Genomic DNA, 24,978 nt, shown 5'->3' on the forward strand with positions numbered 1-24,978 from the left:
AGCGGGTTTTTCAGTTTTTGTCGAGATCGATATTCTTCGTCTCACGCAGACAGATCATCCCCACCACCAGGCTCACCCCGGTGATCAGCACCGGATACCACAGCCCATAGAAAATATCCCCGGTGTACACCACCAGCGCAAACGACACGGTGGGCAGGAAGCCGCCAAACCAGCCGTTGCCGATGTGGTAGGGCAGCGACATCGAGGTGTAGCGAATGCGCGTCGGGAACAGTTCGACCATCAACGCGGCCAGCGGGCCGTAGCACATGGCCGAGATGATGATCAGGGCGACGATCAGGGCGACGATCATCGGTTTGTTGATCTGCTGCATATCGGCTTGTTGCGGGTAGCCGGCGAGGGTGATCGCGCCGCGCAGTGCCGCCTCATCGAAACCATCCAGCTTCACGTCGCCGACACTCACTTGCACGGCGCTGCCCGCAGGCGCAGCAACGCTGGAGTAGGGCAGGCCTTGTTTGACCAGGAAGGTTTTGACCTTGTCGCAGGGGCTGTCGAATTTAGCCTTGCCCACCGGATCGAACTGGAAGGTGCAAGTGGCGGGGTCGGCGAGGACGGTGATCGGCGCCTGACGGCTGGCCTGATCGATCGCCGGATTGGCGTAGTGGGCCAAGGACTTGAAGATCGGGAAGTACAGTGCGGTCGCCAGCAGCAGGCCGAGCATCAGCACGGGTTTGCGTCCGACCTTGTCCGAGAGCCAGCCGAAAAAGATGAAGAACGGCGCGCCGATCACCACGCTGACGATCAGCAGACTGTTGGCCACCGCCGGGTCCATTTTCAGGAACTGGGTGAGGAAGAACAGCACGTAGAACTGCGCGGCGTAAAAGGTCACCGCTTGCCCGGCGTTGATGCTGAACAGCGCGATCAGCACGACTTTGAGGTTTTCCCATTTGCCGAAGGATTCGCGGATCGGTGCCTTCGAGGTTTTGCCTTCTTCCTTCATTTTCAGGTAGGCCGGCGACTCGTGCAGGCTCAGGCGAATCCAGGTGGAAATACCCAGCAGCACGATCGACAGCAGGAACGGAATGCGCCAGCCCCAGACTTCAAACTGGTCGCCGGTGAAGTAGCGGCAACCGAGCACTACCAGCAGCGAGAGCAGCAGGCCGAGGGTCGCGGTGGATTGAATCCAACTGGTGTGGAAGCCGCGTTTGCCGATGGGCGCGTGCTCGGCCACGTAGGTCGCCGCACCACCGTATTCGCCACCGAGCGCCAGGCCCTGAAGCATGCGCAGCACCACCAGGATGATCGGCGCGGCGATGCCGATGCTGGCGTAGGTCGGCAGCAGGCCGACGCAGAACGTCGCCACGCCCATCAGAATGATCGTCGCCAGAAAGGTGTATTTGCGTCCGATCATGTCACCCAGACGGCCGAATACCAGCGCACCGAACGGCCGAACGATGAAGCCGGCGGCGAATGCCATCAGCGCGAAGATGAATGCCGTGGTGTCGTTGACCCCGGCGAAGAACTGCTTGCTGATCACCGCCGCGAGGGCGCCGTAGAGGAAGAAGTCATACCACTCGAACACCGTCCCGAGTGACGAGGCGAAGATGACTTTCTGCGTGGCGTTGCTGGTCTCGGCGCTGCCCGCAGCGTCCAGCGGCTGAACGTGTTCTGACATATCGGTATCCCTCACAGTGATTGTTTTTGTTGTTCCACTGGTGTTGCGTGTCCGGTAATGCGCGATGCCTGAGTCTGGTGATGATTCCTGTGGGAGCGAGCCTGCTCGCGAAAGCTTTTTGTCAGTCAACTTCTAGGCTGAGTGAGCTACCGCATTCGCGAGCAGGCTCGCTCCCACAGGGGAAATATCTGCAGGTCTGGACAAAATCAGTTGTGCCGCCTTCTCGGCAATCATCAGCGTAGGCGAACAGGTATTACCCGAGGTAATTCTTGGCATGATCGACGCATCGGCGACGCGCAGACCCGGTACGCCATGCACGCGCAATTGCGCATCGACCACTGCGTCACCGTCGTTGCCCATGCGGCAGGTGCCGACCGGATGGAAAATCGTCGTGCCGATTTTCGCCGCCGCTTCATGCAATTGTTCTTCGCTTTGCAAGCTGTCGCCGGGCAGGTATTCCACCGGTTTGAACGCTTGCAGGGCAGGGGCGCTGACGATGCGCCGGGTCAGGCGAATCGCATCGGCGGCGACGCGCAGATCCTCTGGATGGCTGAGGTAATTGGGCTGGATCAGCGGCGCCGCTTGCGGATCGGCTGAGCGAATGTCGATGCGCCCACGGCTCTGCGGGCGCAGGTCGCACACCGAGGCCGTGAACGCCGGGAAGCTGTGCAACGGCTCGCCAAAGCGCTCCAGCGACAGCGGTTGCACGTGATATTGCAGGTTCGCCGAGGTTTGCTCAGGGCCGGAGCGGGCGAATGCACCCAACTGACTCGGCGCCATCGACAGCGGCCCGCTGCGGTCGTACAGATAACGCAGGCCCATGCCCATCTTGCCCCACACGCTGCCGGCGATCTGGTTCAGGGTGCGGGCGTTTTCCAGCCTGTAGATCAGGCGCAGTTGCAGGTGATCCTGCAGGTTGCCGCCGACGCCCGGCAGCTCATGAATCACGCCTATCCCTAAGCGTTCGAGCAGCGGCCGCGGACCTATGCCGGAGCGCTGCAGAATGCTCGGCGAGCCGACCGAGCCGGCGCACAAGACAATCTCCTTGCGCGCCTTGAACTGTCTGGTCTGGCCTTCATGCTGCGCGCTAACTTTCGCCGCGCGGCCGTCCTCCAGCAACACACGATCAACCTCGACGCCGGTCAGCACGGTCAGGTTCGCCCGGCTGCGCAGCGGTTTCAAAAAGGCCTTGGCCGCGTTCCAGCGCACCCCGGCTTTCTGGTTGACCTGAAAGTAGCCGCAGCCCTCGTTGTCGCCCTGGTTGAAGTCATTGATGCTGGCGATGCCGCTTTGCTCGGCAGCGCTGCGAAAGGCATCCAGAATCGGCCACGACAGGCGCTGCTGTTCGACTCGCCATTCACCCTGATCACCATGAAATTCAGCGCCGCCGGCAAAGTGATTTTCGCTCTGTTTGAACAGCGGCAGCACGTCTTTCCAGGCCCAGCCCGGATTGCCCGCTGCCGCCCAGCCGTCATAGTCGCCGGCCTGGCCGCGCATGTAGATCATGCCGTTGATCGACGAACAGCCGCCCAGCACCTTGCCGCGCGGATAACTCAGCGCGCGGCCATTGAGGCCGGGTTGTTGTTCGGTTTTGAAGCACCAATCAGTGCGCGGGTTACCGATGCAGAACAGGTAACCCACAGGAATATGAATCCAGGCGTAGTTGTCGCGTCCGCCGGCTTCGAGCAGCAACACCCGTTGCTGTGGATCCGCTGAGAGCCGGTTGGCCAGCAAGCAACCGGCGGGGCCGGCGCCGACCACGATGTAGTCGAATTCATCCAGGGACGTGTGCATGCCCTGACCTCGCTTTTTGTTTTTATTGTCGGACACTCTAGTTGTTAGCTTTCGTTAAAAGAATGTTAGTTTTTGCGCAGCCGCTGTGCGTTTTCAAACAGCCCGAAGTGACGACAGCTGACAAGGACCTGCCATGTTCGACTGGAACGACCTGCGCTTTTTCCTCGAGCTGCAACGCAGCGGCCGCCTACTCACTGCCGCGCGCCGGCTCAACACCACCCACGCGACAGTGGCGCGGCATATTGAATCGATCGAGAAAAGCCTCGGCACGGCGCTGTTCGTCCAGCACGCCCAGGGCTATGAAATGACCCCGGCGGGGGAGGCGCTGCTCAAGCACGCCGAAGCGATGGAAAACGTCGCGCTGCTGGCGCAGGAAGAAATCACCCAGTCCACCGCGCCGCTGGGCAAGATCCGCGTCGGCGTCACCGAAGGCCTCGGCATCAAGTTTCTCGCCAGTCGCATGATTGGCTTGTTCGAGCGTTATCCGGGATTGGAGGTGGAACTGGTTGCAGTGCCGCGCTTTGTCAGCATCCTCAACCGTGAAGCGGAGATCAGCATCCACCTTGAACGGCCATCCGCCGACATGCTGGTCACGCGCAAGCTCACTGACTATCGACTCGCGCTGTACGCCAGCCAAACCTACCTCGACAACGCACCGCCACTGCACAGCCGCGAAGACCTGGGCCGACATCCGTGGATCGGTTACGTTGACGACCTGCTGTTCAGTCAGGAACTGATGTTCCTCAACAGCTTCTGCCGCAGCCCGCGCGTGGTGTTTCACAGCACCAGCGTCATCGCCCAACAGGAAGCGGCGCGCTCGGGGTTGGGCATCGCCGTGCTGCCGTGTTACATGGCCGCGTCCGACCCGGATCTGGTGGCACTGTTGCCGGATGAAAGCATCGAGCGCAGCTACTGGATCAGCACCCGCCGGGAGCTGCACAAATCCGTGCGGTTGCGGGTGGTCTGGGATTATGTGGTGGGGTTGTGTGAGGCCGAGCAGGGCCTATTGCGCGGTTAACCTGACGCACCCCATCCCTCTGTGGGAGCGAGCCTGCTCGCGAAGGCAATCTTTCAGCAACATCGATGCTGACTGACACACCGCCTTCGCGAGCAGGCTCGCTCCCACACGTTTATTCACCGTGGCTGCTTTCACGGGTTGATAAATATATGGATATCCGTATATTCGATTTCCCGCATATGGCGAGCCGATCACCATGATCACCCCCACCGAAGTCTTCAAAAGCCTCGCCGACGAAACCCGCGTCCGCGCCATCCTGCTCATCGCCGAGCAAGGTGAACTCTGCGTTTGCGAGTTGATGTGTGCGCTCGACGACAGCCAGCCGAAAATCAGCCGTCATCTCGCGCAACTGCGCAGTAATGGTTTGCTGCTCGACCGCCGTCAGGGCCAGTGGGTGTATTACCGCCTCAATCCGGAACTGCCGGCATGGATTGGCGAAATCCTTCAGCTGACATCCAAGGCCAATGCCGATTGGCTCAAGGACAACGCCGCGCGCCTGCAAAACATGGATGGCCGTCCCGTGCGCGAACGCGCCTGCTGCTGAATCTTCCACTATCTACGGAGCGCATCAATGCGAGTCCTGTTCATGTGCACGGCCAATAGCTGCCGCAGCATTCTTTCCGAAGCCATGTTCAATCACCTGGCTCCCGCTGGTTTCCAAGCGGTGAGTGCCGGCAGTTTTCCCAAAGGCCAGGTCCTGCCGCGCAGCCTGTCGACGTTGCAAAAGCACGGCATCGCCATCGACGGGTTGCACAGCAAAGGCAACGATGCCTTCGCAAACAACCCGCCGGATATCGTCATCACTGTCTGCGACAAAGCCGCCGGCGAAACCTGTCCGGTGTATTTCGGTCCGGCGCTGAAAACGCATTGGGGACTGGAAGATCCGTCCGAAGTGCAGGGCGACGAAGCGGCAATCGACGCGGCATTCCAAGCCACTCTGATGCGCATCGGTGAACGCTGCCAGGCCTTCCTCGATCTGCCGTTTCACTCGCTCAGTCGCGAGCAACTGAAAGCCGAACTCGACCGCATCGGCACGCTGTAAGGAGGCTTCATGTCAGACCATCTGCCCAACCTCGACACAAGTCTGATCGACGCTGTTAAGCCATCGAATGTCGGCGAACACAAACCGCGCATCCTTCTTCTCTACGGCTCGACCCGCGAGCGCTCGTTCAGCCGCTTGCTGGTCGAGGAGGCCGCGCGCCTGCTCGAACACTTTGGCGCCGAAACGCGGATCTTCAACCCATCCGGTTTGCCATTGCCCGACGACGTCCCGGTCGACCATCCCAAGGTGCAGGAATTGCGCGATCTGGTGTTGTGGTCGGAAGGCCAGGTCTGGTGCTCGCCGGAACGCCACGGCGCGATGTCCGCCGTGTTCAAAGCGCAGATCGACTGGATCCCGCTGGAACTCGGCGCTGTGCGCCCGACCCAAGGCAAAACCCTGGCGGTGATGCAAGTCTGCGGCGGCTCGCAGTCGTTCAACGTGGTCAACCAACTACGCGTCCTCGGCCGCTGGATGCGCATGTTCACCATCCCCAACCAATCCTCGGTGCCGAAGGCCTATATGGAGTTCGACGAGGCCGGGCGGATGAAACCTTCGCCGTTCTACGACCGTGTGGTGGATGTGATGGAAGAACTGGTGAAGTTCACCGTGCTGCTGCGTGGGCAGCAGGCGCACCTGGTGGACCGCTATTCCGAGCGCAAGGAAAGTGCTGAACAGTTGATGGCGCGGGTGAATCAGCGGTCGATCTGACCCGTCATCCCCAGCCAGGTTCATTCCTTTTTGGGAGTGAGCCTGCTCGCACTGACGCTCCATGGCTGGCACACCGCCACGGCTTGCACCGCTCCCTCCCGGCTGTCACCCTTCTGGCCGTTCTTCAAGGATCAGAAGGAATCAAGGATTGAGTGGCTACGTTCCAAACCCGCCGAAAAACTATCGCTACGAAGAAGCCAAACCCGTTGACATACACGCCCAGCATTGGGCGGAGTATGAGAAGCATGGGAAACAGCCCGCGCGCGAGCCTGAGAAAATCGGGATTGCGTTGAGGATCGGGGTGTTCTTTGATGGCACGGGCAACAATGCGAACAACTCTGCTGCGGGGTTGTTGTGTGGCGCTCAGCATCCGATTGCGCCTGAGGATATCGATGCCAGTTGCAAGCCCTATATGCGCAATCCAGATAGTAGCTATGCCAATGAAACAACCAACGTTTACAAACTGAGCGAACTGTACTTCGCACCTCAGAAAGCCGAAGGAGACGGCTCGCACAAGCGGGCGTTTCGCAGGGTGTACATAGAGGGGATTGGCACTCAATCGGGAGAAGAGGACAGTACATTCGGAGCGGGCACGGGCCGCGGAGACACGGGTATAGCGGGTCGTGTCCAACAATCATTTAGCGAGATCAAATCGCGTATTGAAGATGTAATTAACGAAAATCCAAACAGTGAAATTACCTCTCTGACTTTCGATACGTTCGGATTTAGTCGAGGCGCAGCTGCCGCGAGGCATTTTGCCAATGCAGTCGTCCGCGGAAAACAAGGGCCACTCGGAGATGTATTGCGCAACAATGCGAGCGACTTTAGTCGCACCTTCATCGATCAGTACCAAGGCAGCATCAACATGGGATTCATCGGGCTGTTCGACACTGTGCCGTCGGTTGCTGGCTGGTCGAATTTTGGCAACGTTAAAAGTCCTGTGGCCACGGGTATCAAGCTCTACCTCGACCGGCGGTTTTTTACTGACGTCGTTCAGCTGTCGGCGCGGGACGAATATCGCGCTAATTTCGCATTGAGTCGCGTTAAAGCCGACCACTTGGAAGTCATTCTTCCAGGGGTGCATTCCGACATCGGCGGCGGTTACCGCGATGACATTGAAGAGTGTGTACTCGTCAGTCCAATGCAAACGCTTGAGGTCTCGAAGTTTACCGATGTATCTACTACGTCGATCTACCGCGATGCCATGGTTATTAAAAATGAGTGGATCTCAAGGGGGTGGCCCGAAGATCTGCTGGAAATTGTTACGCCGGATGCGCTTCTCCTGCCCGTGGATCAACAGGACCGGCTCAGTCCCCGTAGAAAGCGCGTCTATGCGGCTCTGCAACTCAAACGTCCCGTAAGCGGGTTGTTGTCGAGGGTATATCTTCGGGTGATGCATAGCTTGGCAAAAGAAAAGGGGGTTCGCTTCGATGATATTCCAGCCACGGCTGCTTTGGAGGTCCCGTCAGAGCTTCAGGCGTTGTGCGACCGATTTGTCGCAGGTGACTACACCACAACTCAGCAAGAGGAGAACCTGCTGAGGTTGAAATACATACACATGTCCGCAAATTGGAATCACCCTCTTGGAAGAAGAGACGGCAGTGGAGTCCGCGCCGTCTATATCAATGCGCCCACCGCAGACGCGATTCGCGTGCAGCATCCTCACGTACCTGACTGGACTCTTTGGTAATGAAATTATTTGTCGCCCTGCTACTTGGCGTATGCATAACGGGTTGCCAGTCTTCTGATCTGCTCTCAGCCAAGAGCGATCCAAAGTCGAAATGGTGGGAGCTGGCTTTCACTGAGCCCGATTACATGAAGGTATGGGTGGAGGACAGTTCGGTGCAGGACATAACCGGCAGAGTTTTCTTTAGAACCGGTGGAGGGACTGCTGCGGGCGGAGAGCCTGAAGACGGTACTGACTCTGCTCGCGGCTGGACAGGGGTGGGGGGCAGCGGTAAAAGAGTGGTGGGGGCCGATCTACCCATTCGTATCTATGTTCGCTGGCAATCAATCGTTGAACAGAAAACGTGGCAAGCGTGGGTGGATATTCCAGAGAATGCCAGACAGATAATGGTGACTTCTACCAGTCAACGGTGCCCCGAGAGACCTGACAGGACAGCACGCTTCATGGCCTCTGTTTACTTGGGACTTGCTCCGGGCGGTGTTGTTCAGGTGTGGGTAAGAGACTCATGTCATCGACCGATAAAGGTTGCTCGAGCGCAAGGCGAGATTGAGCCGCTAGGGCCGGAGCTTGGGAAAAACGGTGGTCGCTACGCCTATCCCGTCAGCGAAAAGTCCAAGCGCTATATCGAGAAATTCGGCATTCCATACGGAAGTTGGTAAGCGCTGAAGCCGTTAGTCGTCCACTGTGCCGCCGCGCGCAATGTCGATGCACGGCTGCCAGTGCACTGATCCGCTACCGGCTGTTTTGGTGAATAAACAACTCACGCCTCAAATCAAAACCTCAAACGCCGCACTACCCAACACCTCCCCATTAACCATCACCTGCACCCCATGTCGCCCGGCAAAATGCTTGCGCGTCGTAAAATCCTTGATGACTTGATTCCGTCGCACTACCTCAGTCCCGAAACCCGCTAATCCCAGAGTCTTCAACTTGAAAACCTTCCTCGAAACCCCGCCATTCGCCTTCACATACTCAATCGCATAATCAATCACCAGCCTTTGCTCGTGCGCCACCATGGACTTCACCGTAAACGACAAAGTAATCGCTTCGCCCAACCTCACCACCGCCGGCTCGACCCGCACATCCAACAACTCAACCTCAGCCTTCGCCCCTGCGCCAATCACCGTCAGCGCGCGCACGTCGCCCTGTTTGATCAAACTGCGCAGCGCATGCTTGGCAATCCAGGCCGTATGCTTGTTGTCCAGCGACCAACCTTCAATCGTGTCCAGCACCCACTCCGGATGCACCTTCGTCACGTCATTCAAATGATTCGCCACGGACTTGCGCACGTACAAGCTCTCGTCCGCCTTCAACCGATCCAGTATCCCGGCGGCCAGCAGCGGATCAGCTTGCACCGCTTCCAACCGAAAGGACCACGGCAGGCGAGGGCGGCTGCCTTCGCTGGCTAGTCGGCGGACGTGATGGTTTTCTTCGCGGGTCCAGTCATGCATTCGTTCCAGCGAGCGCTCGAGGTCGCTGCGCAGAAAGTAACGGATGGCGAATTCGGAGGAGCCGAAGGTGGTGAAGTATTTCAGGGCATCCATGGAGGTACCGAACGCGTGCCCGCCATAGCTCGCGACGTAGTGTGGGAGGCACATGCTGACGAATCCGCTGTTCAGCCGTGGCGCGAGTTCGAAAAGCACTTCGAGGGAATCTTGGTAATCCAGCGGCAACACGGCATGCAGGCTTTCGCTGACACGCGCCATGCGTTGCATTACTGACAGTTCAGCGAGTCCGTCCTGGGCGTGTTTGAGAAACGTCTTGGACTTGAACGCCGGGTACACCGCGCTCATTTCGTCAGCGATGTGCTGCAAGCGCTCGGCGTTGAAGATTTCCTTTAACGCCGGGGCGGCGGTGTCGTTGGAGCTCATGATCAGTTCATCGGTGTGCTGATGAACGCATCGGTGCCTTCTGCGTAGGCGGTGTACTCGGCGATACGCGGAAAGCGTGTTGCGTCGATCTGATCGGGTATGACGAGTTCGGTGAAGCTCCAGGCAACCGCCAGGCTGATGCCGGTCTGGGCGAGGGAGCCGTCGACAGGCAAGTCACTGTGTTCAAGTTCTTTTTCCAGCGCGGTAAATGCGGCGGCGAGCTGGCCTTCGACGCGTTCGACCCACGGCCGATATTGAATGTCGGCCGGGCGCAGGTTGCGTTCGTAGTAGAGCTGCACGGCTTTTTCGCAGGCGGCGAGACTGAGCCCGATCAGGCGCAGGGCCTGGGCACGTTGTTTGAGATCGCTTGGCAGCAGGCTTTTGCCGGAGCTGGCTTCGAGGTAATCGAGGATGAGGGTCGAGTCCATCAGGACCACGCCGTCGTCGAGGATCAGCGTGGGCGCTTTGACCACCGGGTTGATCTGCTGGAATCGTTCGAAGTGGCGGAACACCGAGACCGACTCGTGTTCGAGGTCGATCCCCAGGCATTTGGCGGAGATTGCTACGCGGCGCACGTAAGGGGAGTCGAGCATGCCGATCAGTTTCATGACGCGTTCCTTCAAGTCGAACCGGTGGGAACGCATAACCTAGCCGAGCAAGAGGCAATTGTCAGTCGTCGAATCCAGCCTGCTCGTGAATTTCATCGACGTTCAAGCCCAGCCGATACGCCACTGCCACAAACAGCGCCTGGCACAAACACAGCGTTGCACTGAGCGAACGAAAGGCCAGCGCACTGCCTTCATTGACCAGCAACACGCTATTGGCAAGTTTCGCCAGTGGCGAAAGAGGGCTGTCAGTGATGATCAGGGCATTGGCGTCTTGCTGCCGGGCGAAGCGCAGGCAGTGTTGGGTTTCCTTCGCGTAGGGTACAAAACTGATGGCGATGACCAGATCGTTGGCGCGCACGCTGCGCATTTGCTCGCGATAGCTGCCGCCGATGCCGGAAACCAGATGAATGCGTTTCTGCGTATGTTGCAAGTTGTAAACCAGATAATCGGCGACGGCGAACGAGCGGCGGACTCCGACCACATAGATGTCGTCGGCATTGACGATGAGATCGACGGCTGTATCGAACGCCACCTCGTCCAGTTCGCGGCCCAAGCGTTCAATGCCCGAGAGCGTTGCGTCGATGCACTCGCGGGCCAGGTCGCCGCTGTTGGCGGTCTGCGAGTTGTTGGCGATCAGGCTACGGATGCGTTGCTGATAGTTTTGCGCTGGTGTGGTTTTGTGCGTCCAGGCCTGGCGGAACAGCGCCTGCATCTCGCTGAAGCCGCTGAACCCGAAACGTTGCGAGAACCGCACAATGGCTGACGGATGCACTTCGCACTCGCGGGCGATGTCGCTGATGCGGTCGACCATGATTCGCTCGCTCTGCTGGCTGATGTAGCTGGCCACGCGTTTGAGCTGGCGCGGCAGGGCGTCATACTCTTCGCTGATCATTTGCAGCAGGCGCTCGGCGTTGACCGGCGGGCTGGCGAAGGAAATTTCGTCTTTGGCCGGCAGAGCGGGGCGGGGCATGGGCAGCATCCTTCAGGCGAGTTGAGCACGCGGTGGGCCTGATAATAGAAGGGCTGCGTATGCTCTGCCGGGCTGAAACGATGCACCTTGCGAGAATAATCTCGGCTGTCGCTGGCGGGATGGTTAGCCGTTTGTCTTCTATATACAGCCGCTGGAGTGAATTTCTTGCTATAAACGCACTCCGATGGCCGTGTGAAGCCTGTGTCAGAGCAGTTTCCAGGTCCTGTCGGACAAATTCCCTGTATTTACAGTTGCTGAGGTCTTGATCGGGCCTTAGACTGCCGCCCCTCGTAAATTGAGTGCCGGGTGGCGTTTGCAATAAAACGATGCCTTTTCGACGGCCGACACGGTTCGCCGAAACGCTCCCTTATTCGCCTTAATGCACGTTTTTTTATAGAGATATCAATGACAAAGGACAAGTTGCTGGCTATGCCGGCAGATGACTACATGAATGCAGAGCAACACGCTTTCTTCACTGAGCTGTTGCAGAACATGAAAGTCGAAACCCACGAGCGCATTGAGCAAAATCGTATCGCCATCGAAAGCCTGGATACCCCGGCTGACCCGGCGGACGCGGCTTCGGTTGAAGAAGAGCGCACCTGGCTGGTCAACGCGATCGATCGCGACCAGCGCATGCTGCCGCAACTGGAACAAGCCCTTGAGCGCATCAAGGACGACAGCTTTGGCTGGTGCGACGACAGCGGCGAGGCCATCGGCCTGAAGCGCCTGCTGATCAGCCCGACCACCAAATACTGCATCGAAGCTCAGGAGCGTCACGAGCAGATCGACAAGCACCAGCGTCAGGCCTGATTCCATGGCGGCCCCTGAATAGGGGGGCGCCTGCAAGAGATCGCAGCCTTCGGCAGCTTCTACATGGAGTTGCGGGAGGCTGCGATCTTTGTTTTTGCTCGTCTGCGCTATTTCCCCCGTCGTTCCATTGACCTGCCACAGACCCCACGACTAACGGACCATGGATAATGGCGTTGTAGTGGCGTTTAATGCAGTCACAACAATGAGAACAAACGTGGGGTGATCAAGATGACGAGAGATGGATCTCTGGTTGCGGCGCTGCCTGCACCAGTGCTTTTGCCGAAAAACCGCTGGATCGCGCCGACCCTGCAAAGCATCGCCCTGATGCTGTTGCTGGCCGGCATGGCTATGGCCGAGTGGTCGCTCTACCTCGGCATGCCGCTGGCGATACTGATTGTCTGGCTGCCGCGCCTGCGTTCGCGCAGCGCTCCTGTTGCTGTCCCGGTCGATAGTGCGAGCGCATTGTCCGCACTGACCCGCGATCTTTCCTACACCACCAGTCACAACGCACTGTCAGCCGCCGGCGTGGCGTTCTCGGTCAAGGCGCTGGCGAACAAACTCGAATCGCAACTCGACGCGGCGGCGCAGATCGTCAGCAATGCCGAGGTGATGATCGCCACCGAACAGGCGACTTCACAGCTCAGCCGCGAAGCACTGGATGCCGCCAGCCAAGCGCATCACAGCAGCGCGGCGGGGCGCAGCGAACTGCTCGACTCGATTTCGCGCATGCAGCAACTCAGTCAGCGCGCCAACGCCAGCCGCGAATTGATCGAGGCCCTGAGTGTGCGCAGCGACGACATTCAGCGGGTAACGCTGGTGATCCAGTCGATTGCCAGCCAGACCAACCTGTTGGCGTTGAACGCTGCGATTGAGGCAGCCCGGGCCGGTGAGCATGGTCGCGGTTTCGCTGTGGTCGCCGACGAGGTGCGCGGACTGGCCGCGCGTACGGCGGCGGCCACGGGTGAGGTCGGTGAGATGGTCGCTGACATTCAGCAACGCACCGCGCAAGTGGTGGCGCAGATTCGCGAGTTGTCGAGCGATCTGCACACCGGCGTCGAACAGGTCGAGCACACCGGTCAGCATCTGGAGAACATCGCGCGACTTGCCGCCGGAGTGGAAACCCAGGTCAGCGAAATCGCCCGTGGCGCGCAAACCAATCGCGAGCAGCTTGATGCATTGTTCAGCGCGATTGAGCAAATGCGTAGTGATCTGGCGATCAGCGATCAGCAGACCCGCCGCCTCGCCGAGGCCGCTGTGCATATGGAAGGGCAGGCGGAAACTATCAGCGAGCGCTTGGCCGAGGTCGGCCTGGATGACTATCACCAGCGCATTTATGACTTGGCCCGTGAAGGTGCGAGCCAGATTGCCGCGCGTTTCGAAGCGGATGTTGAACAGGGGCGGATCAGCCTGGATGACCTGTTCGATCGCAGCTACCAGCTGATTCCGGGCACCGAACCAGCCAAATTTCAAACCCGCTTTGATCGATACACCGATCAGGTCCTGCCGGCGATTCAAGAACCTTTATTGGCGCGTCATGAAGGGCTGGTTTTTGCGATTGCCTGCACGCAGCAGGGTTATGTACCGACGCACAACCAGGCATTCAACCAGCCATTGACCGGCGATGTGCAGGTCGACACGGTAAATAACCGCACCAAACGCAAATTCGCTGACCGCACCGGTATCCGCTGCGGCAGCCATCAGCAACCGGTGCTGTTGCAGACTTACACGCGCGATACGGGTGAGCTGATGCATGATTTATCGGTGCCGATCATGATCAAGGGCCGACACTGGGGCGGGTTGCGTCTGGGCTATAAACCTGAGCATCCGCGCTGAGATTATTACCGTTGACGCAATGAATCTGTGCACGGCGGTTGCTGTTTCCCCTCGACGGAAAGCATTAATCTGACGACTTAGTTAGGTAGCTAATTATCTCGGAGGGCACATGCAGTGCAGGGTAGACGTGGCAGTGATGATCGGCAGCGGTGTTCCGGCCGGCTTACGCGCGATGGGGCGCAGTGTTTGCTGGGTAGTTTTGCTCAACGGTGAGCGACGCGGCACAGCCTTCGCCAGTCGCGATGAAGCGGAGGAGTGCAAGGCTGCCTGGCTCGAACAACTGAACATCGAGCCCGGCGACAGCCTGCACTGATCGCCCTTATTTACCGCGATGCAGGCGCACGTTCAGCTCATCGACAATTACCGCTTCTTCGCCGTCCGCACGCAGCCACTCTTTGAGTAGTTGCGCCTGTTGAGCCGACCAGAAATCGGCCTCGATGAGTTTGGTATCAGAGTCCAGCGGATGTGCTTCGACAAAGTCATTGATCGACGCCTCATCCGAGGGCAGGCCCAGCTGTTCGAAAAGGGTGGTCAGGTTAAGCTCGGTTGGCAGTTCCATCATCTACTCCTGGGTCGGTGCCGGTGCGGCTTGTTCGTTCACTCCCCTTATCAGAGGCAGGCGCTGGCGCGGAGTTCGATTTTTGATTCAAGCGAGCGGGCGAGGGCGCAGGCTTCGTTGTGATTGCCGCGGAAACCTCTGACACGTCCCGTGGATATCTCCTTGATGTGAAAGAACGCAATACCCGCCGGCACCACTTGAAAGTGCGGGGGGCGATGATTGTTAGAAGATGTCGGAGGGTTGTCGAGGTCGGCAACCTTCATCGTCAGAGGTGTGTTGATTCGCGCGTCGGCCGACGTGGCAAAATGAGTCAAAGTGCACATATGAAGTCCTTTTCATCAGTCGGCCGGGATTTAACGGCCGTTGCGGGTAGTCGTAAGGAGCATCGCTGCTCTAGAATCGCCAGTACCTGTTGACGACCGGGCTTATCTAAAGCAATTTTTCGCCAGCGATATGTCGGAAAAGTGCTTTTTTTCGTGAGAAATTTCCCTGAAGTTCGTAGTCAGATCTTGCTCCAGTCACACTTGAGGCTTTTTCCTTCAAGGTTTGCCGACTTCAGAGCGGGTTTCACTAATGACAATCCAGTAGTCTACGAACCTCGCGATCAAGAGCGCTTCGCTCGCTTCGGGTTTTTGAGTGATTTTGCAGTTTTCATCGGCATTGCCGTTTTTTGCCGTGCGTGTTTTCCGCTGCACGGTTTTTCAAATGTGGGGATGTTTCTTTGGCAGTCAGTAACCTCGATATGCATGCTTTGTTCGTGCTGGGTGATTTGCGTGCAAAGCTGGTCAAGCAATTCCAATCACGTTTTGTTTACATCACCGAGCAAAACGCCGAAGGCATTTACATCGCCGAAATCGATACCGAAAGTGCATTGGTAGTCGATGACAAACCGGGGCTCAAACTCAAGGTTGGCGACCATTTCATCGCGTCAGTGTTGCCCAGCCGTGAAGGCGGCAAGATGGACATTCGTTTTCGCGACATCAAACTCACGGTTTACGGCTTGGGCGACTACGCATTTGTCAGTACGGCCGACGGTCACGCGATTCTGTTCAAGGAAGGTCATAGCGTCGTCACGGTGTTCGCCGCCAATGAACAATTGCAGGAAGGCCTGACCAAAACCTTGAAAGCTGTCACCGCCAAGGCTGCCAAATGGCGCAAAGGTGAACTGATTTCCTTCAAGGCCAGCGAGTGAGCCGCGCGCACTTCCATTCGCAAAATCTCGACAGCGCACGCGAAGACGCGCAGCGCCTGTTCGCCCGCAAGGCCGAACTGCAAGGTGCCTGGCTGAGTTGGGTGGCGTCGCAGCTCTACGCATTGCAACCGGCGGCATACGCCAGCATGGTCAGACGTGAGCTGCAAAGCCTGCAGGAAAAGTCTGAAACGTAACCTCGCGCACGGTAGACCCCGGAAAAAGCAGGAACCTCGGCTAAAGTCAGTTGACTGAGTCATTCAGAGGCTTGCGTTTCTGTCAGGCCAACTGCCATTGCTGTGAACAGCACGAGGTGTGATGCATGAACGGATTTCGACGGTTACTGGCCGCCAGCGTGGCCACCTTTGGTTTGCTGACGTCAGCGCAATCGCTGCAGGCGGCACAGGCGCCGATCCACTTTGCTGACCTGAACTGGGAAAGCGGCAGCCTGATCACCGAGGTGCTGCGGGTGATCGTCGAGAAAGGCTACGGCTTGCCGACCGATACCTTGCCGGGTACCACGATTACCCTTGAGACCGCGCTGGCCAACAATGACATCCAGGTGATTGGCGAGGAGTGGGCCGGGCGCAGTCCGGTCTGGGTCAAGGCCGAAGCCGAGGGCAAGGTCGTCGGTCTGGGCGATACGGTAAAGGGCGCCACTGAAGGCTGGTGGGTGCCGGAATACGTGATCAAGGGCGACCCGGCCAAAGGCATCAAACCGTTGGCGCCGGATCTGCGCAGTGTCACTGATCTGAAGAAATACAAGGACGTGTTCAAGGACCCGGAAAGCCCGGGCAAAGGGCGTTTCCTCAACAGCCCGATCGGCTGGACCTCGGAAGTGGTCAACAAGCAGAAGCTCACGGCGTACGGCTTGCAGGACGACTACACCAACTTCCGCAGCGGTTCCGGCGCTGCGCTGGATGCCGAGATCAGCTCTTCGATCCGTCGCGGCAAACCAGTGCTGTTCTATTACTGGTCGCCGACGCCACTGCTTGGCAAATTCAAACTGGTGCAACTGGAAGAGCCGCCGTTCGATGCCGAGGCTTGGAAGACGCTGACCGACGCCGATAATCCCAATCCGAAACCAACCCGCTCGCTGGCATCGAAACTGTCGATTGGCGTGTCTACGCCGTTTCAAAAGCAGAACCCGCAAATTGCCGAATTCTTCAGCAAGGTCGATTTTCCCATCGAGCCACTGAACAAGGCATTGGCGGAGATGAGTGACAAGCACACCGCGCCTCGTGAGGCGGCGGTCGCGTTCATGAAGGCGCATCCGGATGTGTGGCAGGCGTGGCTGCCCAAGGATGTGGCCGACAAGGTGACGGCTGATCTGAAATAACGCGGTCAACGCCGTGCACCGCCGACCGGTCGTGCACGGCCAAAAAATCCGACTACGATGGTTTGTTCAAATCCCTTTGAAGGATTTCAACCATGACCTTTGTGTTGGCTCAATGGCTGGTGACTGTGTTCGCGGCAATCGGCCTGATGCATGTGTATTGGGCGTTGGGTGGGCAATGGGCGGCTGCGGTGGTGGTGCCGCAGGTGCCGGTGTCAGGCTTCGTCGCCACGGTACGCCCGGCCTTCAAGCCCTCAGGCTGGCTGACGCTGGCAGTGGCGGCTGTGCTGCTGATAATTGCCGCGCTGGTTTGTATGCGGGTCGGTTGGGGCGTGCCGGCGGTGCAGCACAAGGCACTGCAATGGGTGATCAGCGCGATCGCGTTGCTGATGTTCGCTCGGGCGATCGGTGATTCGAATCTGGTCGGGTTCTTCAAGGAAGTGAAGGATTCGCGATTTGCGCGGCTGGATACCTGGGTGTATTCGCCGTTGTGTGCGCTGCTGGGCGCGGGGCTGTTGGCGGTGGCTTGGGTTTGAGCCGATCCGGAATTGGCGACGCCCCGACTGGCCTCTTCGCGAGCAGGCTCGCTCCCACAATCGAGGGCGCGTTCCTACTGTAGCGATGGCGCCATCACCGGCGCCACAAAATCATCAGTTACCACTTTCAGTCTGACGACTGCTCACCTCGGCCGGCACATCATCCCCGGCCATCCGCTTGCGGAACAACGCCGCCCGCGCCAGCAGCAGGGTGGTCACCGGCACGGTGATCGCCAACAGGACCGGAATCAACCAGGCATGCACCACTGGTGCGGATTTCAATGCCGAAAAGCAGATGATCGACGCCAGTGCCACACACCAGGCACCGAGTGTCGAGGCCAGCGCCGGAGGGTGCATGCGCTGGAAGTAATCCTTCATGCGCAGCAATCCGGTTGCGCCCAGCAGGGTAAACACGCCGCTGAGCACCAGCAGCACCGCCACCGGAATCTCGACCCACAAAGACAATTCGGCATTCATTCGATCACCTCGCCACGCAGCAGGAATTTCGCCAGGGCAAACGAGCCGACGAAGCCGAACAGCGCGATCAGCAGCGCCGCTTCGAAGTAGGTATCACTGGCGTAACGAATGCCCAGGGTCAGCATCATCAGCATCGCGACGATATACAGGTAATCCAGCGCCAGTACCCGATCCTGAGCTGACGGGCCTTTGAACAGGCGCACCAGGGTCAGTGCCATTGCCAAGCAGTACAAAAACAACGTCAGCAGAATCGCATTCGACAGCAATGGGCTCATTCGAAAATCTCCATCAACGGTCGCTCGTAAGTGCTTTTGAAGTGCTCGATGAACTGCGCTTCGTCGTGCAGATCCCAGACGTGCAGCAACAGCACACTGCGATCCAGCGCCAGTTCCGACCATACGGTACCGGGCACCACGGTGCAGATCATCGCCAGTGCCGCCAGACCATGGGCATCGCGCAAGTCCAGAGGCACCTTGATAAAGCATGAGTTGGGCGGACGGCGTCCGGCGTTGACTACGCCCCAGGCGACGATCAGGTTGGACATGATCACGTCGCGGCCGACCAGGAAGAACAGACGCAGGATGGCGATGGGATTGCGGATGCGCGCACGTTTCGGCCGCAATTTGCGCATCATCAGCGGCGCAGCGAAACCCAGCGCGGCACCGAGCAGCAGATTGCCCGGGCTGACGGACAGGTTCAGGGTCAGCCACAGAATCCACAGGGCCAGCGATAACCACGGAGCCGGGAACAGTCGATTCATGGCTGCACCTCGAGCATGTCGGCTCTGGCTTGCGGGCTCGGCACCGCCCGAGTGCCTAGAACTGCGAACACATATTGCTGCGGATTGTTCAGCGCATCGGCGGTGGCCTGGGTGTAGCGCAGCAGCGGTTCAGCCTTGAACGTAAGGGCAATGCTCAGCCCGAGCAGCAGGAAAATCGGCGCGCATTCGAGTTTGCGCAGCAATGGTGACGGGCGCTCCTCCGGCGTCCAGAAGCGCTGAATGCCGAGGCGCGAGAAGGCCATGAGGGAGGCCAGACCGGTCAGGATCAACAGCGCCAGCAATCCCCATGCGCCGGGAGACAGCGGCGCCGCAGTGCCAAGTCCCAACGGGTTGAGCAATGCCCCGATCAGGCTGAGCTTGCCGATGAACCCGGACAGCGGTGGCATGCCGATGATCAACAGCGCGCAGGCAATGAAGCTCAAACCGAGAAAGGCCATGGTCCAGGGGATGACTTGGCCGACCACGGCTTTCTGCTCGTCGTCGAGGTTGATGCCCTTGGGCGGTTGCAGCGATTCCTGTGGACGCGGCAGCAGTTCGCTTTCGTCTTCCAGCGGAATTTCGTTGGCCGAGCGCGAGCGCTCGATCAGTTCGGCGAGCATGAACAATGCGCTCAGCGCCAGGGTCGAGCTGACCAGATAGAACAGCGCAGCGCCGATCAGGTTCGGCTGGGCGAAGCCGATCGCCGAGAGCAGGATGCCCGCCGACACCAGAATGCTCAGGCTGGCCATGCGCTCCAGGCGTTGCGCGGCAATAATCGCCAGCCCTGCGCAGGCCATGGTCGCCATGCCGCCGTAAATCAGCCAGTCGCCGCCGAAGAATGCCGAGGCGCCGGCCTGGCCGGAAAACAACAGGGTCCACAAGCGCAGCAGGGTGTAGACGCCGACCTTGGTCATGATCGCGAACATTGCCGCCACCGGCGCGCTGGCCGAGGAATAGGCCGGCACCAGCCAGAAGTTCAGCGGCCACATGCCGGCCTTGGCCAGAAACGCTACCGCTAGAATCCCTGCCCCAGCGTGCAGCAAGCCACGGTCGGCTTCCGGCACCAGCGGGATCTTCATCGCCAGATCGGCCATGTTCAGCGTGCCGGTCACCCCGTAGATCAACGCAGCGCCGATCAAAAACAGTGACGATGCCAGCAGGTTGATCGAAATGTAATGCAACCCCGACGACACCCGCGCTCGGCCTGAGCCGTGCAGCAATAAGCCGTAGGACGCGGCGAGCAACACTTCGAAGAACACGAACAGGTTGAACAGATCCGCCGTCAGGAACGCGCCATACAGGCCCATCAGCTGGATCTGGAACAGAGCGTGAAAGCTTGAGCCGGCGCCGTCCCAGCGGGCCATGGCAAACAGCAACGCGCTGACGCCGATAATGCCGGTCAGCACCAGCATCAGTGCCGACAGGCGATCAACCACCAGAACGATGCCGAACGGTGCCTGCCAGTTGCCCGGCAGGTATACACCGATGGAGCCGGGTACGCCGGTGGTCTGCGTCCATTGCAGCAGCATCACTGAAATGAACAGGCCGAGGAGGCTGGAGAACAGGTTGATTTTCGCCTTCAGCGGCCGATGCTTTTCGCCAAGCATCAGCATGATCGCAGCCGTCAGCAGCGGCAGCAGGATCGGTGCGGCGATCAGGTGAGTCATCGCCATCATTCTTTAGGCTCCCGGCCGTCGACGTGGTCGGTGCCGGTCAAGCCGCGCGAGGCGAGCAATACGACGAGGAACAGTGCGGTCATGGCGAAGCTGATGACGATCGCCGTCAGTACCAGCGCCTGGGGCAGCGGGTCGGTGTAATGCAGCAAGTCTTGGGTCACGCCGTCCTTTATCACCGGTTCCTTGCCGATGAACAGGCTGCCCATGCTGAAAATGAAAAGATTGACCGCGTACGACAACAGGCACAGGCCCATTACGACCTGAAAGGTACGCGGGCGCAGAATCAGCCAGACCCCGGACGCGGCAAGAATGCCGATGGCGATTGCGATGACTTCTTCCATCAGACGGCTCCTTTGCTGGCGACGGACTTGGGCAGCGAGGCCGTCTTGTGGCCGCGCACCGATTGGTGGGCGAGGGCGGTGAGGATCAACAACGTCGATCCGACCACCACGGCGTACACGCCGACGTCGAAGAACAGCGCACTGGCAATATGGATATCACCGAGCAACGGCACGCTGATGTGCCAGGTGTGAGTGGTCAGGAACGGATAACCGGCGAGCAGCGCACCGAGACCGGTGGCAGTGGCGAACAGCAGCCCGGTGCCCATCCAGCGCAATGGCCGCAGGCTCATTTGTGCTTCGACCCACTGCGTGCCGGCAACCATGTATTGCAGGATGAAGGCCACCGACATCACCAGCCCGGCGACAAAACCGCCGCCCGGCTGATTGTGCCCGCGCATGAACAGATAAAACGACACCACCAGCGCGACAGGCAGCAACAGTCGTACCAGTACCGCTGGGACCATCATGAAACCGAGCGCGGTGTCGCTGGCCGAACGCGGGTTGACCAGATCGGTGACCACGTCGGGCGCGAGCAGACGTTGCTGCGCCGGCAATTGCAGGCTTTCCTTCGGCGGACGGAAGCGCCGCAGCAGGGCGAACACGGTGAGCGCCACGGCGGCCAGTACGGTGATTTCGCCGAGGGTATCGAAACCACGGAAGTCCACCAGCATCACGTTGACCACGTTGCTGCCGCCGCCTTCGGGCAGGGCGCGACTGAGGTAGAACGAGGAAATATGGTTCGGCGTCTGCCGGGTAAGCATGGCGTAGGACAACAGCGCCATTCCCGCACCGACGGCAATCGACAGCAGCAAGTCGCGCAGACGACGAATACGCGCCTTGCGCAGGCTGCTAGGCAGTGGTGAGACTTCTTCGATGCGTCGCGGCAACCAGCGCAGGCCAAGCAGGATCAACACCGTGGTCACCACTTCGACCGCCAGTTGTGTCAGCGCCAGATCCGGCGCCGAGAACCAGACAAAGGTCACGCAGGTCATCAGGCCACAGACGCTGACCATGGTCAGGGCGGCGAGACGGTGATATTTGGCCTGCCATGCGGCGCCAAGCGCACAGGCGATCGCCAGCAGCCACAGGGTCACGAAGACAATGGATCCTGGGATTTTCGGCCGGTCACCCCACGTCAGCGTGCTGTGCAGCATCGGAATCAGACCGGCGAGCACGGCGGCCGAAACCATCAGGAACAACTGCATCTGCAAGCGCTTGGTGCCCAGTCGCCGCTCGACGCGCCGGGCGATGCGCATCATTACGACCAGACTGCGCTCGAACAAACGCTTGCCGTTGAAGCGGCCCACCAGCGGCGGGTACTTGAAACGGCCCAGCTTGAACTGCTTGCGCAGCAGCAGATAGAGGATGATGCCGCCGGACATGGCGATCAGGCTCATGATCATCGGCGCGTTCAAGCCGTGCCAGATGGCCAGGCTGTATTCCGGCAACTCCCCGCCAACTACGGGCAGCGCTGCAGCGGCGAGCAGTGGCCCGACGATCTGCGCCGGGAAAATCCCCACCAGCAGACAGGTGAAGACCAGCAACTCGACCGGGGCGCGCATCCAGCGTGGCGGCTCGTGCGGCGTGTGTGGCAGGTCAGTGGCGGTGGGGCCGAAGAACACGTCGACGGTGAATCGCAGGGAGTAGGCGACGCTGAACATGCCGGCGATGGTCGCGACGATCGGCAGACTGGTTTCGACCCACGCCGTGGCGTTGATGAACACGGTTTCGGCGAAAAACATCTCTTTCGACAGGAAACCGTTGAGCAGCGGCACGCCGGCCATTGAGGCACTGGCGACCATGGCCAGTGTTGCCGTATAGGGAATCAGTTTGATCAGACCGCTGAGCTTGCGGATATCACGGGTGCCGCTTTCGTGGTCGATAATGCCGGCGGCCATGAACAGCGAAGCTTTGAACGTCGCGTGATTGAGAATGTGAAACACCGCCGCCACCGCGGCCAGTGAACTGTTCAGGCCCAGGAGCAAAGTGATCAGACCCAGATGGCTGATGGTCGAGTAGGCCAGCAAACCTTTGAGATCGTTCTGGAACATGGCGCAGTACGCGCCAAGCAACAGAGTGCAGGCGCCCGCTCCGCTGACGATGTAGAACCATTCCTCACTGCCGGACAGCGACGGCCACAGACGTGCCAAAAGGAAAACCCCGGCCTTGACCATGGTCGCCGAGTGCAGATAGGCCGAGACGGGCGTCGGTGCCGCCATCGCGTGGGGCAGCCAGAAGTGAAACGGGAATTGCGCGCTTTTGCTCAGCGCGCCGATCAGGATGAGTGGCAAAAGAACAGGGTAGAGGGCATGTGCGCGAATCAGATCGCCGGCGGCCAGGACCTTGTCCAGGTCATAGCTGCCGACGACATGGCCGAGAATCATGACCCCCGCCAGCAGGCATAACCCGCCGGCACCGGTGACCATCAGCGCCATATAGGCACCGCGCCGCGCATCGGCGCGGTGGTGCCAGTAGCCGATCAGCAGAAACGAGAAGAGGCTGGTCAGCTCCCAGAAAAACACGATCTGAATCAGATTACCGGAGATCACCAGGCCAAGCATGGCGCCCATGAACGCCAGAAAAAACGCGAAAAAACGTGGCACCGGGTCGTCCGGCGACATGTAGTAACGGGCATATAAGGAGACAAGTGTGCCGATGCCCAGCACCAGCATCGAGAACAGCCAGGCGAAGCCGTCCATGCGCAGAATGAAGTTCAGCCCCAGACTCGGCAACCACATGAATTCTTCGCGGATCACGCCGCCGTGGGCGATTTGCGGGTACAGCATCGCGACCTGAACGGTACCGATCAAAGCGACCAGGCCCGCCAGCAGGGATTCGGCATTACGCGCATTGTGCGGCAGCACCGCTGCCAGACAGCTGCCAATGAACGGCAGAAGCAGTAGAACTATCAGGGACATAGGCTTCTAATCTGCGGAAGTTTGTGAAGCATCATACGTGCCAGCTCCCTGATCACCAAACGCGAGGATGTCTCAGAATCCTACAAAGTAGTCTGGAATTTTGTGTTTGGCGTTGTTTCAGGGCAACGAAGGTGCGGCGCCTTCGCGAGCAGACTTGCTCCCATACTGGAATGCATTTCAAAAGGTGGGAGCGAGCTTGCTCGCGAAAGCATGGGTGCAGCCAGAAGAGATTGCCGGTCACCCCTGCGTTTCCCGCTCCAGCTCAGCTTCTGCCTCGGTGGACCTTCCCTTGGTCTTCAGCTCACTGATAATCACCGCCGCAACAATCAACCCGGCCCCAACCAGCGCAATTGCCGGCAAGCGCTCTCCGGCAATCCGTCCGACAATCCCGGCCCACACCGGTTCACCCGCATAGATCAACGTCGCCCGAGTCGGCGAAACACTCTTTTGTGCCCAGTTCATCGCTACCTGAATCGCTGCACTCGCCGCGCCCAGGCCCAAAGCGGTCGCCAGCAATAACCAGGAAAACTCCGGTATCACTTCACCGGTCGGGACTACCAGCAAGAACGACAACACCGCCGTCACCGCCAGTTGCACCACCGTCACTCGCCGCACATCCACCTGCCCGGCGAAAGTGCTGATCAAAATGATTTCAGCAGCAATCGCAACGGCGCTGATCAATGTCGCAATTTCTCCGGGACTGAAATTCAGCGCTGCCCCCGAGGGGCCTGACAACAACATCAATCCGGTAAACGCCAGCATGATGCCGATACTTGGCATCAACCCCGGACGCCGTCCCAGTACCAGCCATTGCAGCAGCGGCACAAACGGTACATACAGCGCGGTAATGAACGCCGACTGACTGCTCGGAATGCTTTGCAACCCGACCGTCTGCAGGCCATAACCAAGCATGATCGCCACGCCGATGAATGACCCGGCCTTCACTTCGAACAAGGTCAACTCGCGCAGGTGCCGCCAGGAAAACATCGCGACCATCGCCGCCGCTGCGGCGAAGCGCAGGCCGACGAAAAACATCGGGCCACTGACCGTCATGGCATGTTGCACAATCAGAAACGTGCCGCCCCAGATCATGGTAATCAGCACCAGCACGCACTCGGCTTTGCTGAAGCAGGAGAAGCGGATTGGGGACGCAGAATTGTTTGGCGACATCATGACCTTGCGCACATTAAAAGGGAGGCCGCACAATGCCGC

Annotated in this window: 27 protein-coding genes and 1 pseudogene; 14 read left to right on the top strand and 14 right to left on the bottom strand. The window is 59.3% G+C overall.

From position 1 onward, the window contains the following. Positions 1 to 10: 10 nt before the first annotated feature. Positions 11 to 1,633 (bottom strand): MFS transporter, encoded by a 1,623-nt coding sequence (locus AAEZ10_RS01370; protein WP_073471178.1) that lies wholly within the window; start codon positions 1,631 to 1,633, stop codon positions 11 to 13. A gap of 80 nt (positions 1,634 to 1,713) precedes the next feature. Here AAEZ10_RS01370 and AAEZ10_RS01375 point away from each other — a divergent pair. Continuing rightward, positions 1,714 to 1,812, top strand: a pseudogene (locus tag AAEZ10_RS01375) (metal ABC transporter ATP-binding protein); the annotation flags it as partial. On the opposite strand, the gene AAEZ10_RS01380 reads toward AAEZ10_RS01375, so the two are convergent. Then, positions 1,766 to 3,427: a GMC family oxidoreductase gene (locus tag AAEZ10_RS01380; protein ID WP_350567149.1), complete on the bottom strand. Its 1,662-nt coding sequence runs from the start codon at positions 3,425 to 3,427 to the stop codon at positions 1,766 to 1,768. The pseudogene AAEZ10_RS01375 and the gene AAEZ10_RS01380 sit on opposite strands and share 47 nt — an antisense overlap. Positions 3,428 to 3,560: 133 nt before the next feature. Between AAEZ10_RS01380 and AAEZ10_RS01385 the strand changes: the two genes are divergently transcribed. The 6 genes from AAEZ10_RS01385 to AAEZ10_RS01410 all read left to right on the top strand — a co-directional run bounded on the left by AAEZ10_RS01385 (position 3,561) and on the right by AAEZ10_RS01410 (position 8,541). Further along, positions 3,561 to 4,445, top strand: coding sequence for a LysR family transcriptional regulator (locus tag AAEZ10_RS01385; RefSeq protein ID WP_350567152.1), 885 nt, complete (start codon positions 3,561 to 3,563; stop codon positions 4,443 to 4,445). A 196-nt stretch (positions 4,446 to 4,641) separates the two neighbouring features. Continuing rightward, positions 4,642 to 4,989 (top strand): metalloregulator ArsR/SmtB family transcription factor, encoded by a 348-nt coding sequence (locus AAEZ10_RS01390; RefSeq protein ID WP_016775103.1) that lies wholly within the window; start codon positions 4,642 to 4,644, stop codon positions 4,987 to 4,989. Between the two features lie 27 nt (positions 4,990 to 5,016). After that, positions 5,017 to 5,487 carry an arsenate reductase ArsC gene (locus AAEZ10_RS01395; RefSeq protein WP_073471176.1) on the top strand — a complete coding sequence of 157 codons (471 nt, stop codon included), beginning with the start codon at positions 5,017 to 5,019 and terminating at the stop codon, positions 5,485 to 5,487. 9 nt (positions 5,488 to 5,496) lie between these two features. Then, positions 5,497 to 6,195 carry an arsenical resistance protein ArsH gene (arsH, locus tag AAEZ10_RS01400; RefSeq protein ID WP_073471175.1) on the top strand — a complete coding sequence of 233 codons (699 nt, stop codon included), beginning with the start codon at positions 5,497 to 5,499 and terminating at the stop codon, positions 6,193 to 6,195. Positions 6,196 to 6,343: 148 nt separating this feature from the next. Further along, positions 6,344 to 7,885: a phospholipase effector Tle1 domain-containing protein gene (locus AAEZ10_RS01405; protein WP_350567157.1), complete on the top strand. Its 1,542-nt coding sequence runs from the start codon at positions 6,344 to 6,346 to the stop codon at positions 7,883 to 7,885. Further along, positions 7,885 to 8,541 carry a DUF2931 family protein gene (locus tag AAEZ10_RS01410; RefSeq protein ID WP_071172764.1) on the top strand — a complete coding sequence of 219 codons (657 nt, stop codon included), beginning with the start codon at positions 7,885 to 7,887 and terminating at the stop codon, positions 8,539 to 8,541. The genes AAEZ10_RS01405 and AAEZ10_RS01410 overlap by 1 nt, the downstream gene beginning before the upstream one ends. A 108-nt stretch (positions 8,542 to 8,649) precedes the next feature. On the opposite strand, the gene AAEZ10_RS01415 is transcribed toward AAEZ10_RS01410, so the two are convergent. From AAEZ10_RS01415 to AAEZ10_RS01425, 3 genes are all read right to left on the bottom strand, one after another. Then, positions 8,650 to 9,753 (bottom strand): DNA alkylation repair protein, encoded by a 1,104-nt coding sequence (locus AAEZ10_RS01415; protein WP_350567160.1) that lies wholly within the window; start codon positions 9,751 to 9,753, stop codon positions 8,650 to 8,652. A gap of 2 nt (positions 9,754 to 9,755) precedes the next feature. Continuing rightward, positions 9,756 to 10,361, bottom strand: coding sequence for a glutathione S-transferase (locus AAEZ10_RS01420; RefSeq protein ID WP_122703947.1), 606 nt, complete (start codon positions 10,359 to 10,361; stop codon positions 9,756 to 9,758). A gap of 61 nt (positions 10,362 to 10,422) precedes the next feature. After that, the gene (locus AAEZ10_RS01425) at positions 10,423 to 11,331 is read right to left on the bottom strand and encodes a MurR/RpiR family transcriptional regulator (protein ID WP_110645608.1); all 909 of its coding nucleotides are present in this window, start codon (positions 11,329 to 11,331) and stop codon (positions 10,423 to 10,425) included. Between the two features lie 405 nt (positions 11,332 to 11,736). Between AAEZ10_RS01425 and AAEZ10_RS01430 the strand changes: the two genes are divergently transcribed. From AAEZ10_RS01430 to AAEZ10_RS01440, 3 genes are all read left to right on the top strand, one after another. Beyond that, entirely contained in the window at positions 11,737 to 12,141 is a 405-nt protein-coding gene (locus AAEZ10_RS01430) for a TraR/DksA family transcriptional regulator (RefSeq protein WP_016775095.1), read from the top strand. A gap of 609 nt (positions 12,142 to 12,750) precedes the next feature. Further along, positions 12,751 to 13,974, top strand: a complete 1,224-nt coding sequence (locus AAEZ10_RS01435) for a methyl-accepting chemotaxis protein (RefSeq protein WP_422394755.1) — start codon at positions 12,751 to 12,753, stop codon at positions 13,972 to 13,974. A gap of 109 nt (positions 13,975 to 14,083) precedes the next feature. Continuing rightward, positions 14,084 to 14,287, top strand: a complete 204-nt coding sequence (locus AAEZ10_RS01440; RefSeq protein ID WP_016775093.1) for a hypothetical protein — start codon at positions 14,084 to 14,086, stop codon at positions 14,285 to 14,287. 6 nt (positions 14,288 to 14,293) lie between these two features. Here the strand turns inward: AAEZ10_RS01440 and AAEZ10_RS01445 are convergent, their stop codons facing one another. Together AAEZ10_RS01445 and AAEZ10_RS01450 are read right to left on the bottom strand one after the other, a co-directional pair. Further along, the gene (locus AAEZ10_RS01445; RefSeq protein ID WP_041480818.1) at positions 14,294 to 14,533 is read right to left on the bottom strand and encodes a DUF2789 family protein; all 240 of its coding nucleotides are present in this window, start codon (positions 14,531 to 14,533) and stop codon (positions 14,294 to 14,296) included. Positions 14,534 to 14,583: 50 nt separating this feature from the next. After that, positions 14,584 to 14,796, bottom strand: coding sequence for a hypothetical protein (locus AAEZ10_RS01450; protein WP_241089655.1), 213 nt, complete (start codon positions 14,794 to 14,796; stop codon positions 14,584 to 14,586). 479 nt (positions 14,797 to 15,275) lie between these two features. Here AAEZ10_RS01450 and AAEZ10_RS01455 point away from each other — a divergent pair, with 479 nt between their 5' ends. The 4 genes from AAEZ10_RS01455 to AAEZ10_RS01470 all read left to right on the top strand — a co-directional run bounded on the left by AAEZ10_RS01455 (position 15,276) and on the right by AAEZ10_RS01470 (position 17,594). Beyond that, entirely contained in the window at positions 15,276 to 15,725 is a 450-nt protein-coding gene (locus tag AAEZ10_RS01455; RefSeq protein ID WP_024013252.1) for a hypothetical protein, read from the top strand. After that, a complete protein-coding gene (locus tag AAEZ10_RS01460) occupies positions 15,722 to 15,919 on the top strand; it encodes a hypothetical protein (RefSeq protein WP_016775089.1) in 198 nt (65 codons plus the stop codon). Before AAEZ10_RS01455 ends, AAEZ10_RS01460 begins: the two co-directional genes overlap by 4 nt. Positions 15,920 to 16,044: 125 nt before the next feature. Next, entirely contained in the window at positions 16,045 to 17,061 is a 1,017-nt protein-coding gene (locus AAEZ10_RS01465; RefSeq protein WP_122507961.1) for an ABC transporter substrate-binding protein, read from the top strand. A gap of 92 nt (positions 17,062 to 17,153) precedes the next feature. Further along, entirely contained in the window at positions 17,154 to 17,594 is a 441-nt protein-coding gene (locus tag AAEZ10_RS01470; RefSeq protein WP_016775087.1) for a DUF3995 domain-containing protein, read from the top strand. A 114-nt stretch (positions 17,595 to 17,708) separates the two neighbouring features. Here the strand turns inward: AAEZ10_RS01470 and AAEZ10_RS01475 are convergent, their stop codons facing one another. The 7 genes from AAEZ10_RS01475 to AAEZ10_RS01505 all read right to left on the bottom strand — a co-directional run bounded on the left by AAEZ10_RS01475 (position 17,709) and on the right by AAEZ10_RS01505 (position 24,939). After that, complete coding sequence (locus AAEZ10_RS01475; RefSeq protein WP_071172758.1) at positions 17,709 to 18,071, bottom strand: Na+/H+ antiporter subunit G; 363 nt, start codon at positions 18,069 to 18,071, stop codon at positions 17,709 to 17,711. Beyond that, a complete protein-coding gene (locus AAEZ10_RS01480) occupies positions 18,068 to 18,346 on the bottom strand; it encodes a K+/H+ antiporter subunit F (protein ID WP_071172757.1) in 279 nt (92 codons plus the stop codon). The genes AAEZ10_RS01475 and AAEZ10_RS01480 overlap by 4 nt, the downstream gene beginning before the upstream one ends. Then, positions 18,343 to 18,831 carry a Na+/H+ antiporter subunit E gene (locus AAEZ10_RS01485; protein WP_071172756.1) on the bottom strand — a complete coding sequence of 163 codons (489 nt, stop codon included), beginning with the start codon at positions 18,829 to 18,831 and terminating at the stop codon, positions 18,343 to 18,345. Before AAEZ10_RS01485 ends, AAEZ10_RS01480 begins: the two co-directional genes overlap by 4 nt. Then, positions 18,828 to 20,507 carry a monovalent cation/H+ antiporter subunit D gene (locus tag AAEZ10_RS01490; RefSeq protein WP_130929385.1) on the bottom strand — a complete coding sequence of 560 codons (1,680 nt, stop codon included), beginning with the start codon at positions 20,505 to 20,507 and terminating at the stop codon, positions 18,828 to 18,830. The genes AAEZ10_RS01485 and AAEZ10_RS01490 overlap by 4 nt, the downstream gene beginning before the upstream one ends. Beyond that, positions 20,504 to 20,848 carry a Na+/H+ antiporter subunit C gene (locus tag AAEZ10_RS01495; protein WP_016775082.1) on the bottom strand — a complete coding sequence of 115 codons (345 nt, stop codon included), beginning with the start codon at positions 20,846 to 20,848 and terminating at the stop codon, positions 20,504 to 20,506. Before AAEZ10_RS01495 ends, AAEZ10_RS01490 begins: the two co-directional genes overlap by 4 nt. After that, positions 20,848 to 23,766 carry a monovalent cation/H+ antiporter subunit A gene (locus tag AAEZ10_RS01500; RefSeq protein ID WP_130929386.1) on the bottom strand — a complete coding sequence of 973 codons (2,919 nt, stop codon included), beginning with the start codon at positions 23,764 to 23,766 and terminating at the stop codon, positions 20,848 to 20,850. Before AAEZ10_RS01500 ends, AAEZ10_RS01495 begins: the two co-directional genes overlap by 1 nt. A 237-nt stretch (positions 23,767 to 24,003) precedes the next feature. Continuing rightward, a complete protein-coding gene (locus AAEZ10_RS01505; RefSeq protein ID WP_350567171.1) occupies positions 24,004 to 24,939 on the bottom strand; it encodes a DMT family transporter in 936 nt (311 codons plus the stop codon). Positions 24,940 to 24,978: the final 39 nt, after the last annotated feature.

Source organism: Pseudomonas sp. H26/SER47-MNA-CIBAN-0231 (assembly GCF_040310465.1).
Taxonomy (GTDB): Bacteria; Pseudomonadota; Gammaproteobacteria; order Pseudomonadales; family Pseudomonadaceae; genus Aquipseudomonas; species Aquipseudomonas atacamensis.